Genomic DNA, 18179 nt, shown 5'->3' with positions numbered 1-18179 from the left:
GAATGGCCGCTATCATACCCCGCTAATTCATCCCGCGCCGCACGGAGTACCTCATGACCGCCTTTGCCCTTGCCCTTGCCTACAGCCTGCATGTTTTGGCCGCCCTGATCTGGGTGGGCGGGATGTTTTTTGCCTGGATGATCCTGCGCCCCGCCAGCGTGGCGGCCCTTGACGGCCCGGTGAGGCTAAAACTGTGGGTCGAGGTCTTTCAGCGTTTTTTTGGGTGGGTCTGGGTGGCCGTCGTGATTTTGCCGATAAGCGGTGTGGGCCTGTTGCAAATCCGCTTTAACGGTTTCGAAACCGCGCCGCGTTATGTGCAGATCATGATGGGACTGTACATCGTGATGGTGGCGTTATTTATCCGGATTCAATCGCTGCAATTGCCTGAACTGCGCAAGGCTGTGGAATCTGAGCAGTGGGCAACGGGCGCAGCGGTGATGGGGAAAATTCGCCGATTGGTGGGGTGCAATTTGATTGTGGGGCTGGTGCTGGTGGCCATTGCGGCAGCGCGCCCGGTGTTTTAACGCCTGCGGCCGTTGCATGAGGACCGCCTAACGATCATGCAACAGCTCGCAGCCTTCGTACCTTGCCAGCCACTACGGCGCGCGCTTTTACAGGCGCTGGATGGTTACTGCGCCAGCTGAACCTGCTTCACCCGGTTCACCGGCCAACCCTGGACGGCCCGACTTAGCGCCGTCAGTGCGATACACCAAGCAACCCTTGGATTTGCCGCCTGATCCTGCGCGCCCGGCCACACCCGGTTTGCCGCCAGCACCGCCGTCGACGCGCACTTTGATCAAGTCATCAGGAAAGTCACGCGGCAGCTCTACACGCACCTGTGCACCGGGGGCGCCCTGCTGGCCGTTGCCGCCGTTTTGTCCATTGAAGCCCGAACCTGCCGAACCCCACGTACAACCCGGCGCCTCGCCGTTACCACCGTCCAAGCCGGCAAAGCCAGGAGCGCCGGTACCGCCACGGGCATCAATAGACAGTTCTGCGGCTTGTAACGCATCAAAGCGCAGGCTCAAATCACGCGCGGGCCGAGCCGGTTTCTCATAGGTACCCGCCGCGCCGCGGGCGTTGATTTGGCTGCCTTCGCCAAACTCTGCATACGCTGCCCGCAACTCAATGGCCCGTTCGGCGGGCACGATGGTAATGCGCGCTTCATGACCCAAACGCAATTGATCAATGTTGACCTGTGTAACACCCGCCGGGATCAACAAGGTGCCGTAATCCGCGACCTCTAGCGCTTCCAGCTGCAACACACTGGCATTGGCGGGCAGGCGCATCAAGGTGTTGGGGTCAACCTTGACCGATTCGGCATGCACAAAGGGGCTGCACAGGGCGACCAGTAAACATAACTTACGCATGATGAGCGCCTTGTTCTGAAGTGGAGCGAAGGGTTTGCAAGTGGAAGATGCCCACCAACAGGATGTTCAGACGATCACGCCAAGGGTGCGGCCGCTGTTTCAAACTGCCGTTAAACAGCAACAGTTCAAGTACGTGCGTCAACAGCAGCAAGCTGCCTGCCAGATTAATCAGTAAATCGAACGGGTTGATCAGTGGGCTGAACACGTTGATGACAACAACAACCCAGAACAATAGGGTCAAGACTTTCCCCAGCCCCCAAAGCACCTTCATAGCGTCCCCCCTTCATTTATGTTTTTCTTTGGACGCACCTTAACGGCTCGCAGGATAGCTGCGCCAGAGGCGTCGATAAAAATTCCTTAATGCGCAACCTCTGGTACGAGCAACTCATCCCTCGGCCAAGGCTGTCGGTCAGGGCGCCAAAGGCAAGAACCAGCGTTGCGCAAGATCCCTGCCGATTTCACTTCGATACACCTCAACCACTTCATACTGATTTCGCGCGTTTTCTTTGAGTGCCCAGTAGTCATCGGTGCGCTGGCTCCAGACTTTCAGGTGCGCAACCTCATACTCATTTTTTGATTTATTTGCATCTTTGTAATGAAAGTGCGCGCACCACAAGAAGTTACCGTCCGTGTCTTTTATAGCGTACTCATCAATAAAGTCTCGTTTAAGCCGTTTGCGGGCTCTGAACAGCGAAACGGTGACACGGTGCAGCTCAAGCAGGTATTGAAGATTGCCGTGGGTGGGCGGCAGTTTAAGACTGAGCCGTATGCGCAAATCGAATGCTTTGGCACGCATATCCAGGGCCCTCTCGCGCATGCTACCGACCAACTCCTGATCGTCCCTTTGGCGCCAGCTTTCGGTATCGGTCCCAATCACTCGTTCGAGTTCGGAGGCCGATTTATTCAAGCGATCCGCCACATGCACTAAGGTTTCTTCAGCTTCTTGCGGGTACCTCGCACTATTAAGCAGGCCCTCTGCGCGCGTTAAGTGGACCTGCGCCATGCCATACAACTTGCGGGCTTCACCCTTGATATCTGACAGGCTACGTTTGAATGGCAAAGGCTCTGCGGGCCGCTCGACGGGGACTGCATTCCAGGTGTCGCCATCCCTGATATAGGTAGAAAACAATTCATTGTCCCGATCTGAACGCACCTCGATAGTCTCGATACCGGCCCCGTCTGTTGACAGTTTTAAGTCACCGATCAGTTGCCCCTTATTGCGCGTTTTAATGATGCGTTTAAGGGGGCGTTCAGACAGTTTAGGCTTGTTTTTTTTGATTTTTACGGGCATTGACTCAAGGGGTTTTAACTCCGCTGCCAGTTGCTGCTCAACGTCTTTGTAGAAACCTGCCACCAAATCAATGAGCCGTTGATAGGTGTCTCCCTCCAGCTCTTCAACACTCACTTTTTGAATATTCAGTAATGCATCCAGGGCTTTGCCATATTGCTCAAGCAAGCTGCCCAACACGTCAAGACGCTCGCGAGCGTCCAGCTCAATTTTATTGAGTTGATCGTGTGTCTGGATCTGTTCGCGTAGCGGTTCAAGATGCTCATTTAGCTGAACGACCCGTTCGGTAGCGAACGTTTTTAAACTGATCGTTTTCAAACACACGATCTGTAAACTTTTCAACTGGAGTGAGGTCAATGTTTCATCTGAATATTCTGTGCGTAGACGTTCAGCAGCTTCAACACCTTTAGGCCCGACGGTTGAGAGTTCGGCAATATTTCTGTCCAGCGTGTCGATCATGCGGATGCTTTGATCGTTAAGGTCAACCAGCGCTTTCATATGCGCCCTAAAGTGCACCATGCTCGCCAAATTCAAGGCCGACACGTCGCCTGACATACCGCTCTGAGCCACCGTTATCTCTGCCCATCGCGCGTTAAAAATCACTCTTATTTTTTCAATCTGAGACAAGCTGACGCTGGCATTGTTGATCACGCTTTCAATGAGCGCTATCACATGCTCAGGTGTAAATCCCACACCCAGTTCATTGCGTTCCTGGTTGCTTATCACCACACGCTCTATCAAGTTAGTTTCTGATTCGATGTCCATCAGAAATTGTGCACGGCGATCCAAGACTTCATCCTCGGTTCTGCGCGGGTCATTTTCAAATGCTTTTAATACCGTGTTTTCTAGCATTATTTTTTTCTGTTTAACTTTGTGTTCGTGTAAAAACAGCGTGTATTCGGCATCTAACTCAGCGATACGCTTGGCTTTACGTGCGCGCAATGCGGCAACTTGCCGGGTAGGTCCGCCACCGCGCAACCGTAACCTCAAGTCCAGGGACCACCGGCCAGCGCGGTCCCGCTGCAAGTGGGGCCCACCTACGATAACGACCTGATCCGCCTCAATTCGCACGGGGTAAAAACCCTCATCTATCAAGGCATACCAAGACTGTTGGACGTTGTAGAGGCCCGCCTGCCCCCCTGACTGTTCGGGCGACGGCAGTGGCTCGGGGGCCGGAACCGCGAGCGCCTGTAGCGCTCGACGCTGATTCGGCGTTAGCCGGTTAGTGGCGTTGGAAAAACTAAAGTCCACGTGCTTGCTCAGCCTTTTTTCCCACTCGCCTGCCAGGACTACAGGCCCTTCGGTGATTTTTGCTGATGGCCGAGGAGGCCACTCTTGGGGGGCGCGGCGCGGTACGCCTGCCCGTCGTAGTTGCTTAATGACACCTTCACCCGGTTTTGTGGGTGAAGCGGTGAAGGCAGGTCCCCATTGAAACAGCACCATCGCCAGGTTTTGCAATACATCAACCAGTGCCAACTCTCGGGTAACCGGATCATCGCTATGAAGCGCCGGTATATCCCTGCGCAATGCATCCAGCAACAACACAAACCAGGCAGTGAGCATGACCGGGCCGCGAAGATAGGGAAGCAGAAAGATGTTTAAAAACAGGTTGGCGCCCTCTAAAAAAATACGCCAACGACTTTCACGATTAGAGACCGTGTCGCGATCTGCCTGATGCGTTAGCGACAGCGCGTTAAATTGATAGAGATAGGGCAGTAACGTGCCGTTTTGTAAATGCTGCATCAGCTCGTCATTGACCCCATTGACCGCGAGGCTGGCCGGTTGAGGCTTAACAAATGCGCTCACAGGAAAGTCATCTTCTAACGTAAAACGCACGTAATGTGGCTCTTTGAATCCCTCATTGTCGTACATCGTTCTGGCCGCGTCGGTTAACCAGGTCAGCACACTGGTTTGTAACGCACCTGACTGTGCGATAGCGCGCATCAAATCATCACGCGACGCAAACTCCAGCAGTGATTGGTCGTAAAGAGGTCGATACAACACACACGGCCCAACGTCTAGATGCATCGATTCAATAATGAACATATTACTGACAATGTCTGGTTTTGCTTCGCTATGACTGAGAAGTGCCAGATGGCGAATCACTACCTCCTGACCATCGACCCTGCGCGCATCGGCGTTTGTTTGCATGACTGCTGCCACATAACGCGCCCCTTCAGGAGTGATCCCACTTTCATTCTTTAGGCTCAACTCCAGCGCTTGCAGGGGTAACTGCCACCTGAGTTGCTCAGTAAACAGCTTTTCGCGGTCCATTCGCGCTTGACCATCACCCAGTAGCTCGCGCTTGAGTGTTTCAGGGTAATACCTGCCAATGTCGACAGTCTCGATCAAGCCATTGCGTTGCGTGATGTAATGCGCCGTGAGCCAAACGGGGAGCGCCAAACCCTGGCGGTGCATCACGCTGATGATTTCACCCCTTGGTTTGCCACTGAGGTTATTAAGGGCCAGTTCCGTCAGGGTCATTTTCACCTGCTGCGCAATACCTGACACATGGGTGGAGCCAGGTGCCAACGTGCCTGCCACGAGCAGGAAGGTCAGTTCAATATCGTCCGGCTCGAAGGATGCGTTTGAAAGCTCGCTCGCTTGCTGATGCCCAAAACGCTGCTGATCACGCTCAAGCTGTCGTTTCAATGACTCAATGGTAAAGCGATGTATGTCTGCAATACCGGTGAGGTAGCTCTGCCCTTGCGCGCTTTTTTTGGCGTTGGCCAACGCCAGGCTCCAGGAACGATAGAGTGCCTGATCCGCAGCAGAGGCTTTCGCTAGCCACTGGGGCAGTAACGATTGCAGCCTGCTCACGGTATCAGCGCTGCCAGTAGGCGCGTTAAGGAACGCGCTTGAGGTATCGGTCATTGCGAAACAGACAGACTCCAGCGCTTGTAAACCGGTTTGAGTGGGCAATTTCAGTGCTGAAAGTCGGCTCATATGCCTGCTGAGTATTAACGCCGCTTCAGCATCAAAGGCATCACCGTCAATTTCGTAGTGTTTAGTGACAATCGCCTCAACGACATACAGTGACTCAGCAAGCGCGGCTCTGGATTGAGCGACCGCCTGCACTGAACTGAATGTTTCGATAGCGCCGTCTGGCAGACACATCATCACCAGCGGCTGCACGTTTTGGCCGCCGGCGTAACGAACCAGCAACAGATGCGGGTTAATGATCGAACCGCTCGTACCCGCAAAAGTGAGCGTGGTTTGTACGTAATAAACTCGAGTAGCGTGGTCACCGTAAAGGCGGACTCTGTCGCTGCCATCCGGAAAATTAAGCACCTGGCGCAAGGTTTCTAACTCAGCATCGCTGAAATCGGTTTGTTGCACGGCTTTGATCGCCAACGTGTCTTTAAGTACATTGCTCAGCCACCGCCATCGGCTGATACCGTTTTCGGTCTGCTCACTCCAGTATTGGCTCAACGCGCTTTTAAGCCCTATCGGCACACTCCAGGACAGTTCTTTAACGAGTGTTTCTACGACCTTCATGTCGATTTCATAGCCCTGCGCGAGCTTAAGTCGATTACCTTCAGGGTCAGACAAAAAATAATAGTTGTGCGGGCTAACATGACTGATATCCAGCGATGCACCATCGACCAACCAGGCCAGCACGCGGTCAATGAACAGCGGCAACTCCCACCCACCACCTACCCTAGGCGTCGCTAAACGCGTACTGGACAAATCGAGCGTAAGCGTTGGGAATCGCTCATGCAGCGCAGCCGTCAGCATTTGTCGAATAACCGTATCAATACGTGCACGGCTGGCGAATTGCGCACTGACCGCTTTTTGAACCGGTGAAACAGGCTCCAGTAAAACGGGGGCGGAGATTGAAGGTGTCGACATAAAAATCCCTTTCATTTTTAGGCGGCCTAATGACCCGTTCCGTATTGACACACGCTGCAACCCTGTCCAGGTGGTACACCGCTATAGCGCTTCCAACAGTGCCACTGCCAAGATGAGTACACTGTCTTGCCCGCCATACGCGTCCATCTACTAGGCCACACGTTCTGGGCACGCTAGTCTTGAACACTCTGATTGAGGACTTACGATGACCCTTGGCATTTCCACGCGCACGCCTCAGCACGCTTTGGCGGCCATGCTCGATCGTTATGCATCACAGCGTTTGCTGATCGTCGGTGCCAGCAGCTTCCCGGCCCTGGACGCTTATAAGGCCGAGCACCCCGAGGCCGTTGTTGCCCACGCCAACCCCGGCGCACTGCCCGCCGACTTGGCCGCCCAACGCTTTGATTTCGCGCTGGTAGTGGATTGCCTTGAACACCTGCCAAAAAGAGAGGGCTTTGAATTGCTCGCAGGGATTCGCAATCTGAATGCCAGCCGAATTGCCGTGCTAGCGGACCTCAACGCTTGTAAATGGAAAGAGACAGACTTTTTCGCTTTAGGCCTACAAAACAATGAGAATTTTCAGCGCGCCGAGCAGATGCTGACTCTGTTCACTTATGACTTACACGAGTACAAACAAGTGCCCGACTGGCTTAATGCAAGGTTCTGGGCCAATCCGGAAAACTTCGGCAAGTATTGGTGGTAACCCGATGAGTACATCTATTTGCCCCTGTGGCACCGGCAATTTACTGGACGCATGCTGCGGGCACTATCACGACGGCGTTGCCGCCCCAAGCGCCGAAACACTCATGCGCTCGCGCTACAGCGCTTATGTGCTGGGGCTGATCGATTATCTGATTGGCACGACTTTACCCGTGCAGCAACCCGGCCTGGATCGCCAGTCGATTGCAGCATGGAGTGCCCAAAGCACTTGGTTGGGCCTGGAAATTGAACAGAGTGAGGTCTTTGGCGGTCAACCTGAACATGCCTTTGTGACTTTTACTGCACGTTGGCACGACGCCGACGGTGAACACCGCCACCGGGAGCGCTCCTCGTTTGTGCAAAGTGCTGGTCGCTGGTACTTCATCGACCCCACGGTACCGCTCAAAGTAGGCCGCAATGACGCGTGCCCCTGCGCCAGCGGGCTTAAATTCAAAAAATGCTGCGCCAGCTATTTCGCCCAATAAGCTGAACTGACGCGCGTAATAAGGAGCAAGGAATGGAATCTCGGGCACTTATTAGAAGCTCATTCGCCGTCATGTTAATTGTGGCGCTATCAGGTTGTGCATCATGGTTTGAATCAGCCGACAAGGACCCGCAAGTTCGCCTTGCCAAAGTGGAGCTGGTTCAAGCAAAGCTGCTGGAGCAACGCTTCAAACTGCATTTCAGGGTGGATAACCCTAATGACTCGACGCTGACCGTACGCGGGCTGAGCTACAAAGTGTATCTGGGCCCCATCTTGCTGACCGAAGGCGAACACAGCCAGTGGTTCAGCGTTGAGCCAAAAAGCCACGTCGACTATGTCGTACCGGTGCGCACCAATATGTGGCAACACGTCAAACCGCTGGTCAAACTGCTCGAATCCCCCGACCAACCGATCCCTTACCGGCTGGAAGGCATACTGGAAACCGGATTGTTCTACGGTAACGACGTGCACCTGATGCGCAAAGGCGAGATAATCCCCGGCGATTTTATTCCAGAGTGATTGAGCAATGACCCAGCAACCCCACGTTCACGGCCCGGACTGCAACCACGATCATGACCAGCATGATCACGCCCATGACCACGATAACGGTCATGTGCATGGCCCGAACTGCGGTCACGCCCACCAGGAGCCTGTGCGCAATGCGTTGAAAGACGTTGGCCGCAACGACCCTTGCCCGTGCGGCAGCAGCAAGAAATTCAAGAAGTGCCACGGCGCCTGATACTTTAAAGCGCCTCGCCCACGCCGCACTTGCCTTCAAGCATGTGCGGCGTGTGTGTTTTCACCACATGAAAAATGCATCCAGAACAGAGTCAGGTACTTTCTTCCTGCACAAGATTGGGAGTAAAACTGACAGGCCGCGGTGAACTGTTACCTTTGGCTGGCATCAGTTGCTGCGTGAACTTCCCTTCTGGAGCTCTTCATGATCGATCTTTATTACTGGACCACCCCCAACGGCCACAAGATTTCGCTATTCCTTGAAGAAGCGGGGCTGCCCTATAACGTTCACCCGGTGAACATCGGCAAAAACGAACAGTTCGAACCGTCCTTTCTGAAGATCGCACCTAACAACCGCATCCCGGCCATCGTCGACCAAACACCGGCAGACGGCGGCGCCCCGCTGTCGCTGTTTGAATCCGGCGCTATCTTGTTGTACCTCGCCGAAAAAACGGGCCAATTCCTACCCAAGGACCTACGCGGCCGGCAAATGGCGCTGCAATGGCTGTTTTGGCAAATGGGCGGCCTGGGGCCGATGGCCGGGCAAAACCATCACTTCAATCGTTTTGCGCCAGAAAAGATTCCTTATGCCATCAAGCGCTATACCGACGAAACCGCACGCCTCTACGGTGTATTGAACAAGCAGCTGGAAGGTCGAGAGTTTGTCGCAGGCGCCACGTACAGCATCGCCGACATGGCGATATACCCCTGGATTGTGCCTCACACCTGGCAAGGTCAAAACCTGGATGACTTCCCGGCGCTCAAAGCCTGGTTCGCCCGCGTCAAGGCACGTCCCGCAACCGAGCGGGCTTATGCGCTGGTGGAAAAAATCAATCCATCGAAGTAAACAGATCCCATCGCTACGCGTAGGTATCTGCGCTGTTTTTGACAGCGTGGCGGGGCATTAATCGCCACCTGTCATACCGACCACAGCTTTTATCTGGCTAACCCTTGCGCGCCATCATCGGCCTCACTAACGTAGCGCCTTTCGATGACATCCCCCGCAGGAGCTTTGCCATGGCCTCGCCAGCCCTCACTCATTTTTTACCCCGGTTCGGCGTTGCCGCGGCAGTGGTCGGTTTTTTAAGCCTGACCGGTTGCCAGATAAACAACCACGCCTCTCAAAGCCTGGTACCTGCTTCCGGCGTGCAACCGCTCAAAGGGTTGGCCCAGAACGTCTCGGTGCGTCGTAACAGTCAGGGCATGCCACTGATTGAAAGCAGCAGTTTTCATGACGCGCTGTTCACCTTGGGTTACGTGCACGCGAGTGATCGCTTCAGCCAAATGGTGCGCTTGCGCTTGCTTGCTCAGGGCCGCCTGGCGGAACTCAACGGTGCCGACGCCCTGCAAACCGATCGCCTGATGCGCAGCATCAACCTGAAAAAAAACGCCAGCGAACTCTATAAAAGTGCATCGCCGCGCCTGAAAAGGTTCTTCGAAGTCTATGCTCGCGGCGTGAACGCTTACGTGTTCCGCTACCGCGACAAGCTGCCCGCTGATCTGGCACAGGCCGGCTATAAAGCCGAGTACTGGAAGCCTGAAGATTCAGCCTTGATTTTCAGCCTGCTGAGCTTCGGCATGTCGACCAACTTGCAAGAAGAGCTGAACGCATTGGTGCTGGCGCAGAAAGTCGGCACCGACAAGCTCCCATGGCTGGTGCCGACGTACCCCGGCGAAGCCTTGCCCAGCGCCGAGGCCGACAAACTCAAAGGCCTGAACCTGGGCAGCCAGTTACAAGGGCTGGACAGCGTCACTCAAGCCCTTGAGCAGGTCACGCGCTTGAGTATGCCGGGCGTCACCGCGTCGAGTGACTGGGCGTTTGGCCCACAGCGCAGCCGCACAGGCAAAAGCCTGCTGGCCACTGATATCCACCAACCTATTGGCATACCGTCCGCCTGGAGCTACGTGCAAATTCGCGCGCCAAAATATCAGGCTGCTGGCGCCTCGATTGCGGGCCTACCGACGCTGTTTGCCGGTTTCAATGGCAAAGTCGCTTGGGGCATGAGCATGGCGATGGGCGACAACCAGGACGTCTTCCTGGAGAAACTCAAGCGCCAGGGCAACAGTGTGTATTACCTCGCCAATGGCAAATGGGTACCCGCGAGTGTGCGCAACGAAACCTTTTTCATCAAAGGCCAGCGCCCCATTCGCGAAGCACTGTATGAAACCCGCCACGGCCCTTTGCTCAATAACCCGCTGAACAGCAGTCTGGGGCTTGCCCTGCAAGTACCGGACTTCAAGGGTGACAAGACCCTTGATGGGTTTTTCGATCTGTCGCGTGCGCAAAACAGTGAAGCCGCCTCCGATGCCAGTCGCGAAATCCGCGCCGTAGCGCTCAATCTTCTCTATGCAGACGCCCAACACATCGGCTGGCAATTGACGGGGCTTTATCCTAATCGCCGCGAAGGTCTGGGGTTGTTCCCGTCGCCGGGCTGGGACAGTCGCTATGACTGGGACGGTTATGCCGACGCCATGCTGCACCCCTACGACCAGGACCCGGCGCAAGGCTGGCTCGGCATGGCGAACCAGCGCACGGCTGCGTACGGCTATGGCATGCAGCTGTCCAACTCGTGGTTATCGCCCGAGCGCAGCGAACGCATTGCGCAACTGGCGGCCAGCGGCAGGCAGGACGCGCGCAGCCTGATAGCCATGCAGTACGACCAGACCACCCTGTTCGCCCCCAAGCTTAAGGCCATGCTTACAGCGCCCGGCATGGCGCAGCCGTTGAAGCAAGCGATTGCCGGGCTACCCGCAGGCGAGCAGGTCAAAGCCCGCGAAGCCTTGGCGCGCTTATTGGCGTTTGACGGCAAACTCAGCGCCACCTCCGCCGATGCGGCGTTATATGAACTGTTTTTGCAGCAAAGTGCTGAGCAAACGTTCCTCAGCGCACTTGGCCCGCAAAACAGCGCGAGCTGGAAGGCCTTCATCAGCAATGGCAACCTGTCGTACTCGGCTCAGGCTGACCACCTGTTGAGCCGCGAAGACAGCCCGTTCTGGGATGATTCAAAAACGGCGCAAAAAGAAGACAAACCCACGGTGTTGGCGCGCAGCCTGGTGGCCGCAGTGAACGCCGCAGAACAGTCGATGGGCAGCAATCACAAAGCCTGGCAATGGGGCAAGCTGCACCCTTACGTATGGCGCAACACCGAAGGGCAAACCGTGCGCGGCCCGATTGCAGCGGGCGGCGATCACACCACGCTGAACATTGCGGCCTACAACATGGGCGCTGGCGACTTCGAGGCCACCGTGATTCCGGCAATGCGCATGATCATCGACTTTGGCCAAATCGAACCGATGATGGTGCAAAACAGCACGGGGCAATCGAGTAACCCGGCCAGCCAGCATTATGCTGACGGCATCGATCCGTGGCTCAAGGGTCAGTACCTCAGCCTCCCGATGCAGCCACAAAACTTCGACAAGGTGTATGGCAAAACACGATTGACTTTGACACCCGGGAAGTAAAACCGGCAACCAGACCCATGAGCCGCAGGCCCAAGGCTAAGATGCCCTGCGCTGCGAATTGACGTTCATTACCCGTTCTCCAGGATTTTTTTATGCGAGCACAACGACATCAGATCCACGCTTTGCTGGCCCCGGTGCCGGGTACTGAACGATTCATCCATAGCTTTCATTACGGGCCAGCGCAGCCACAGGGCAAGGTCTATATCCAGGCGTCCCTGCATGCCGACGAACTGCCCGGCATGTTGGTGGCCTGGCACCTCAAGCAGCGCCTGGCCGAACTGCAAACAGCTGGCCGACTGCGCAGCGAGATCGTAATCGTCCCGGTGGCCAACCCGGCGGGCCTCGAGCAAATTTTAATGGACGTGCCTTTAGGTCGTTTTGAGATGGCCAGCGGGCAAAACTTCAACCGCAACTTCCTCGATTTGAGCGGGCCAATTGGCGATGCCATCGAAGGTCATTTGACCGACGATGCCACGCACAACCTGCACCTCATCCGCCGTCATTTGCGTGATGCGCTTGCAGCACAAGTGCCCGCCACACAGCTGCAATCACAGCGTTTGACCCTGCAAACACTGGCCTGCGATGCAGACATGGTGCTGGATTTACATTGCGATTTCGAAGCGGTTTCGCACCTGTACACAACTCCCGAAGCCTGGCCACAGGTCGAGCCACTGGCCCGGCGCATCGGCGCGCAGGCCAGCCTGCTGGCAACCGACTCCGGGGGCTTGTCCTTCGACGAGTGCTTTACCTTGCTGTGGTGGGCGTTGAGCCAGCGCTTTGGGCACGCTGCGGCGATCCCGCAGGGCAGTTTTTCGGCCACCGTCGAGCTGCGCGGCCAAGGCGATGTGAACCACTCACTAGCCGAGCAAGACTGTCAGGCATTGATTGACTACCTGATCGATTATGGCGCCATTGAGGGCCAACCCGCGCCACTTCCGGCCCTCATGTACCCTGCGACCCCTCTGGCCGGGGTTGAACCCGTCACAACGACCGTCGGAGGCTTGCTGGTGTTCAGCGCAAAACCGGGCGATTACCTGAAAGCCGGTGCGTTGGTTGCCGAGGTCATTGACCCGATCAGTGATCGCATCACGCCCATTCATTGCACCTGTTCCGGCGTGTTGTATGCCCGTGTAACACGCCGCATGGCCACAGCCGGGATGGTCATTGCCCATGTGGCAGGCGAACAGGCATATCGCAGCGGGTATCTCTTATCGGCTTGAGGTTCATCCAGACTGTGGCGCTACGCTTGAGCCATAGCAGCACACAACACCCGCGATGCAGCGTGGGGTGTTGGCCTGCACAGGTAAGGATGGCGTACTCATCATTCAGGCCACAGGCGCAGGCGGCGGCTCATCCGGCAGCGTCGGCACGCCAGGTTCTGTGGGTTGCGGGGTATCGGGGTCTGGCTGGCCGGGAATACCGCCTGCCTGGATCTGAGGGTGTGCAAGTAACGACCAGGCCAGCATCCCGACCTGATTAGGTTCAAGGTTTGCCAACTGGGCGCGGATACTCGGATCAATCTTCATAAGGGCACTCCTGAGCGTGGATCCGGCTCGCTGGGTGCATCACCGGAAATACACTCAGTAGAGTGCATTTGCGCTCAGGAATTCCCTCTGTTCGTCAGGTACGCGGCAAGGTGACGCCACGTTGGCCCTGATATTTACCGCCACGGTCTTTATAAGACACTTCGCACTCTTCATCGGATTCGAAGAACAGCATCTGCGCGACACCTTCATTGGCGTAGATTTTCGCCGGTAATGTCGTGGTATTGGAGAACTCCAGCGTGACGTGGCCTTCCCACTCAGGCTCAAGCGGTGTCACGTTCACGATGATGCCGCAACGAGCGTAGGTGCTTTTACCCAGACAGATGGTCAACACGTTGCGCGGGATACGGAAGTATTCGACGGTGCGCGCCAGTGCGAAAGAGTTCGGCGGGATGATGCAGACATCGCTGGTGACATCGACAAAGCTGCCTTCATCGAAGTTTTTAGGGTCGACGGTGGCGGAGTTGATGTTGGTGAACACCTTGAATTCGTTCGCGCAACGTACGTCATAACCGTAGCTCGACACACCGTAGGAGATCAGACGGTTTGCGCCTTCACCACGAACCTGGCGCTCAACGAAAGGTTCGATCATGCCGTGCTCTTGCGCCATGCGGCGAATCCACTTGTCTGATTTGATGCTCATGGCGGGGTGTCCTGAATAGCGAGGTGGAAAAATTCTGTCCGGCATCTTACCGGGGCGCGGGGCCAGGTTCAAAAAACTGGAACAGATTTATTAAAAATAGCCCCGAGCGCCGTGAATACGGGCCTTCAGGCCAACCGTCAGTCACGTTTTTAGAGAAACCTTTGCAAAGACCCTTTGCACGTTCCTGAAAAAGGGTTAAGGTGGCGCCACTGTGCTGCTTGTGTCACTGAGAATCTCTACACGATGTTGAATTTCGATCCAACCATCTCCAAGAATTTTTCCTGCTCTTTGCACTCAGTCTCGGCCAGGGCTTTTCCTGCGTCGCAGTTATCTTTGTTCAAGGAGTTACACCATGTCTAATCGCCAAACTGGTACCGTTAAGTGGTTCAACGATGAAAAAGGCTTCGGCTTCATCACTCCACAATCCGGTGACGACCTGTTTGTTCACTTCAAAGCAATCCAATCCGACGGCTTCAAGAGCCTGAAAGAAGGCCAACAGGTTTCTTTCATCGCTACTCGCGGTCAGAAAGGCATGCAAGCTGAGGAAGTACAAGTTATCTAACTTGTACTGATCCAGTAAAAAACCCCGCCCTCAAAAGCGGGGTTTTTTTATGCCCGCAAAAACGAACCTCAAAGCTTGAGCCTGTCTCGCAATGCCTTCAAGTCCGCCTTTTGAATCCAGACGGACAACATCGCGAGAAAGAACAACCCCTTACCTCAGCATCAATCGTCGCTGGAGGTAATCGTCGGCATGGCCTGTGACGTCGCTTCATGCAGGACAATGCGCGCGCCCACGTGGCGGGCCAGCTCCTGATAGATCATCGCAATCTGGCTGTCAGGTTCTGCGATCGCCGTCGGCTTACCACTGTCCGCTTGCTCGCGGATGCTCATCGACAAAGGCAATGACGCCAAAACCTCAACACCATATTGAGTCGCCAGCTTTTCACCCCCCCCCTCGCCAAACAGATGCTCTGCGTGACCGCAATTGGAGCAGATATGGATCGCCATATTCTCGACAACACCCAGCACAGGGATGTTGACCTTGCGGAACATTTCGACGCCCTTGCGAGCATCCAGCAACGCCAGATCCTGCGGCGTAGTGACGATAACAGACCCGGTGACCGGGACTTTTTGCGCTAACGTCAACTGGATATCCCCGGTGCCGGGCGGCATGTCGATGACCAGATAGTCCAAATCATTCCAGGCGGTCTGTGTCACCAACTGCAACAGTGCCCCGGACACCATCGGGCCGCGCCACACCATCGGCGTGTTGTCGTCGGTCAAGAAAGCCATCGACATCACTTCAACGCCATGGGCTTCAATGGGCACAAACCACTTCTGGTCACGGATTTTGGGGCGAGTGCCCTCGGCAATACCGAACATCACGCCCTGACTCGGACCATAGATGTCAGCATCCAGGATTCCGACCCGCGCACCTTCACGCGAAAGCGCAAGCGCAAGGTTGGCCGCGGTGGTCGATTTGCCGACTCCGCCCTTGCCCGAGGCCACTGCCACTATGTTCTTCACATTGGCCAAACCCGGGATTTGCGCTTGTGCCTTGTGCGCAGCAATCACACAGCTGATCTCAACGCTGGCCGTTGCGACACCGTCCATATTCTCGATGGCCAGTTGCAGCATTTGCGCCCAGCCTTTCTTGAACAAACCTGCGGCATAACCCAGCTCAAGCTGGACATTGACGCGATCACCTTGAACAGCAATGTGCCGTACACATCCGGCACTGACCGGGTCCTGATTCAAATAAGGGTCAGTGTATTGGCGAAGTACAGCCTCCACCGCTGCGCGATTGACGGCGCTCATGGGCAACTCCCTAAATAGGTCTGAACAAAACAGGCCGCTATCCTAACCCTTCTAAAGCGGTGGACGCAGGCTTTTAAAAACACCCTATGCCAACTGATACGCGCCCACGGGGTGAAATAAATTGCCCGGCGCTTTATAGTGGCCGACCACCGTCTCATCAAGTAGCCGAGCCCCATGTCCGAGCCACGCAAGATCCTCGTCACCAGCGCCCTGCCCTATGCCAATGGTTCAATCCACCTTGGCCATATGCTTGAGTACATCCAGACTGATATGTGGGTGCGCTTCCAGAAGCAACGCGGCAATCAATGCACTTACGTCTGCGCAGACGACGCTCACGGCTCGGCAATCATGTTGCGCGCCGAAAAAGAAGGCATCACGCCAGAGCAACTGATCGCCAATGTCCAGGCTGAACACTGCGCCGACTTTGCTGACTTTCATGTCGACTTTGATAATTTCCATTCGACCCACGCCGAAGAAAACCGCGAGCTGTCGAGTGCGATCTATATCAAGTTGCGCGAAGCTGGCCACATTGCAACTCGCTCGATCACCCAGTATTTCGATCCGGAAAAGAAAATGTTCCTGGCCGACCGCTTCATCAAGGGCACCTGCCCGAAATGCGGCACTGAAGATCAATACGGCGATAACTGCGAAAAATGTGGCGCCACTTACGCCCCCACCGATCTGAAGAACCCCAAGTCGGCCATTTCTGGCGCCACCCCGGTATTGAAGGATTCGCAGCATTTCTTCTTCAAGCTGCCCGACTTCGACGCCATGCTCAAGAGCTGGACGCGCAGCGGCGCACTGCAAGATGCGGTAGCGAACAAAATCGCCGAATGGCTGGATGCTGGGCTTCAACAGTGGGACATTTCCCGCGATGCACCGTACTTCGGCTTTGAAATCCCGGACGAACCGGGCAAGTACTTCTATGTGTGGCTGGATGCACCGATCGGCTACATGGCCAGTTTCAAAAACCTCTGCTCGCGTCGTCCAGACCTGGATTTTGACGCGTACTGGGCCAAAGACTCCACCACCGAGCTGTACCACTTCATCGGCAAGGACATCGTGAACTTCCACGCGTTGTTCTGGCCCGCCATGCTCGAAGGCGCAGGCTATCGCAAGCCGACTGCCATCAACGTGCACGGCTACCTGACCGTTAACGGTCAAAAGATGTCCAAATCCCGCGGTACCTTTATCAAGGCCCGCACGTACCTGGATCATTTGGCGCCTGAATACCTGCGCTACTACTACGCGTCCAAACTGGGTCGCGGCGTCGATGACCTGGACCTTAACCTTGAAGATTTCGTGCAGAAGGTTAACTCGGACCTGATCGGCAAAGTGGTCAACATTGCCAGCCGTTGTGCAGGATTCATCCACAAAGGCAATGCGGGCGTCATGGTTGAGGGGAACGCAGCACCTGAGCTGACTGAAGCGTTTCTCGCTGCCGAACCAAGCATTGCGCAAGCGTACGAAGCCCGTGACTTCGCGCGCGCCATGCGTGAGATCATGGCGCTAGCCGACCGTGCCAACGCCTGGATTGCCGAGAAAGCGCCTTGGGCAATGGCCAAACAAGAAGGGAAACAGGACGAAGTGCAGGCGGTCTGTGCCTTGGGCATCAACCTGTTCCGCCAACTGATCATTTTCCTCAAGCCCGTGTTGCCCGTGCTCGCAGCAGATGCCGAGGCATTTCTTAATGTCGAGCCTCTGACATGGGCTGACCACCACACGCTACTCAACAATCATCAGTTGAATGCATTCAAGCCGCTAATGACCCGCATTGACCCGGTAAAAGTTCAAGCCATGACTGACGCCTCTAAAGAAGACCTGATTGCTAGCCAGACCGATACGGGGGCTGCCAAGCCTAAAGGCAACGGTGAGCTGGTAAAAGAGCCGCTGGCGGACGAGATTGAGTTTGATGCATTTGCCGCCGTAGACCTGCGCGTCGCGCTGATTCTCAAAGCTGAAGCCGTGGAGGGCGCTGACAAACTCTTGCGCCTGACATTGGACATCGGCGATGAACAGCGCAATGTGTTCTCCGGCATCAAAAGCGCCTACCCAAACCCGGCAGAGCTTGAAGGCCGTTTGACCATGATGATTGCCAACTTGAAGCCGCGCAAAATGCGCTTTGGCATCTCTGAAGGCATGGTGATGGCCGCCGGTCCTGGGGGCGAAGAAATTTACCTGCTGAGCCCCGATAGCGGCGCAAAGCCAGGCCAGCGCATCAAATAATACTTGCCACACACACCCGCTAACGGCTTACAGGCCGTTGGCGGACGTTCATCAGTAG

General features: G+C 55.6%; 16 protein-coding genes. 10 read left to right on the top strand and 6 right to left on the bottom strand.

Annotation, left to right across the window (positions count from 1 at the left end; genetic code table 11):
• The first annotated feature begins 53 nt into the window (after positions 1-53).
• Positions 54-524 (top strand): CopD family protein, encoded by a 471-nt coding sequence (locus tag TU86_RS02460; protein ID WP_048362710.1) that lies wholly within the window; start codon positions 54-56, stop codon positions 522-524.
• Between the two features lie 87 nt (positions 525-611).
• Here the strand turns inward: TU86_RS02460 and TU86_RS02455 are convergent, their stop codons facing one another.
• The 3 genes from TU86_RS02455 to TU86_RS02445 all read right to left on the bottom strand — a co-directional run bounded on the left by TU86_RS02455 (position 612) and on the right by TU86_RS02445 (position 6525).
• Positions 612-1370 carry a hypothetical protein gene (locus TU86_RS02455; RefSeq protein ID WP_048362709.1) on the bottom strand — a complete coding sequence of 253 codons (759 nt, stop codon included), beginning with the start codon at positions 1368-1370 and terminating at the stop codon, positions 612-614.
• Positions 1363-1641 (bottom strand): DUF1145 domain-containing protein, encoded by a 279-nt coding sequence (locus tag TU86_RS02450; protein WP_048362708.1) that lies wholly within the window; start codon positions 1639-1641, stop codon positions 1363-1365. The genes TU86_RS02455 and TU86_RS02450 overlap by 8 nt, the downstream gene beginning before the upstream one ends.
• Before the next feature lie 138 nt (positions 1642-1779).
• Positions 1780-6525, bottom strand: coding sequence for a dermonecrotic toxin domain-containing protein (locus TU86_RS02445; RefSeq protein WP_157395874.1), 4746 nt, complete (start codon positions 6523-6525; stop codon positions 1780-1782).
• A 190-nt stretch (positions 6526-6715) separates the two neighbouring features.
• On the opposite strand from TU86_RS02445, the gene TU86_RS02440 reads away from it, so the two are divergent.
• From TU86_RS02440 to TU86_RS02410, 7 genes are all read left to right on the top strand, one after another.
• A complete protein-coding gene (locus TU86_RS02440) occupies positions 6716-7213 on the top strand; it encodes a DUF6231 family protein (RefSeq protein ID WP_048362706.1) in 498 nt (165 codons plus the stop codon).
• Positions 7214-7217: 4 nt separating this feature from the next.
• A complete protein-coding gene (locus TU86_RS02435) occupies positions 7218-7694 on the top strand; it encodes a YchJ family protein (protein ID WP_048362705.1) in 477 nt (158 codons plus the stop codon).
• A 32-nt stretch (positions 7695-7726) separates the two neighbouring features.
• A complete protein-coding gene (locus tag TU86_RS02430; RefSeq protein WP_238936076.1) occupies positions 7727-8212 on the top strand; it encodes an LEA/WHy family protein in 486 nt (161 codons plus the stop codon).
• A 7-nt stretch (positions 8213-8219) separates the two neighbouring features.
• Positions 8220-8432 (top strand): SEC-C metal-binding domain-containing protein, encoded by a 213-nt coding sequence (locus TU86_RS02425; RefSeq protein WP_048362703.1) that lies wholly within the window; start codon positions 8220-8222, stop codon positions 8430-8432.
• Positions 8433-8633: 201 nt separating this feature from the next.
• Positions 8634-9275: a glutathione binding-like protein gene (locus TU86_RS02420; RefSeq protein ID WP_048362702.1), complete on the top strand. Its 642-nt coding sequence runs from the start codon at positions 8634-8636 to the stop codon at positions 9273-9275.
• A gap of 170 nt (positions 9276-9445) precedes the next feature.
• Entirely contained in the window at positions 9446-11890 is a 2445-nt protein-coding gene (locus tag TU86_RS02415; RefSeq protein WP_048362701.1) for a penicillin acylase family protein, read from the top strand.
• 92 nt (positions 11891-11982) lie between these two features.
• On the top strand, positions 11983-13110 hold the full coding sequence (locus TU86_RS02410) for a succinylglutamate desuccinylase/aspartoacylase family protein (RefSeq protein WP_048362700.1): 1128 nt from the start codon (positions 11983-11985) through the stop codon (positions 13108-13110).
• Between the two features lie 105 nt (positions 13111-13215).
• Here the strand turns inward: TU86_RS02410 and TU86_RS02405 are convergent, their stop codons facing one another.
• The gene (locus TU86_RS02405; RefSeq protein ID WP_048362699.1) at positions 13216-13416 is read right to left on the bottom strand and encodes a hypothetical protein; all 201 of its coding nucleotides are present in this window, start codon (positions 13414-13416) and stop codon (positions 13216-13218) included.
• Between the two features lie 94 nt (positions 13417-13510).
• Complete coding sequence (dcd, locus tag TU86_RS02400) at positions 13511-14077, bottom strand: dCTP deaminase (protein WP_048362698.1); 567 nt, start codon at positions 14075-14077, stop codon at positions 13511-13513.
• A gap of 352 nt (positions 14078-14429) precedes the next feature.
• Between dcd and TU86_RS02395 the strand changes: the two genes are divergently transcribed.
• Complete coding sequence (locus TU86_RS02395; RefSeq protein WP_002554837.1) at positions 14430-14639, top strand: cold-shock protein; 210 nt, start codon at positions 14430-14432, stop codon at positions 14637-14639.
• 161 nt (positions 14640-14800) lie between these two features.
• Here TU86_RS02395 and apbC read toward each other — a convergent pair whose 3' ends face one another.
• Positions 14801-15895, bottom strand: coding sequence for an iron-sulfur cluster carrier protein ApbC (apbC, locus tag TU86_RS02390; RefSeq protein ID WP_048362697.1), 1095 nt, complete (start codon positions 15893-15895; stop codon positions 14801-14803).
• A 174-nt stretch (positions 15896-16069) separates the two neighbouring features.
• Between apbC and metG the strand changes: the two genes are divergently transcribed.
• On the top strand, positions 16070-18121 hold the full coding sequence (metG, locus tag TU86_RS02385; protein ID WP_048362696.1) for a methionine--tRNA ligase: 2052 nt from the start codon (positions 16070-16072) through the stop codon (positions 18119-18121).
• Positions 18122-18179 lie beyond the last annotated feature (58 nt).

Origin of the sequence: Pseudomonas weihenstephanensis (assembly GCF_001043055.1) — a bacterium.
GTDB classification, from domain to species: Bacteria; Pseudomonadota; Gammaproteobacteria; order Pseudomonadales; family Pseudomonadaceae; genus Aquipseudomonas; species Aquipseudomonas weihenstephanensis.
This window is presented reverse-complemented; position numbering and strand designations above follow the sequence as displayed.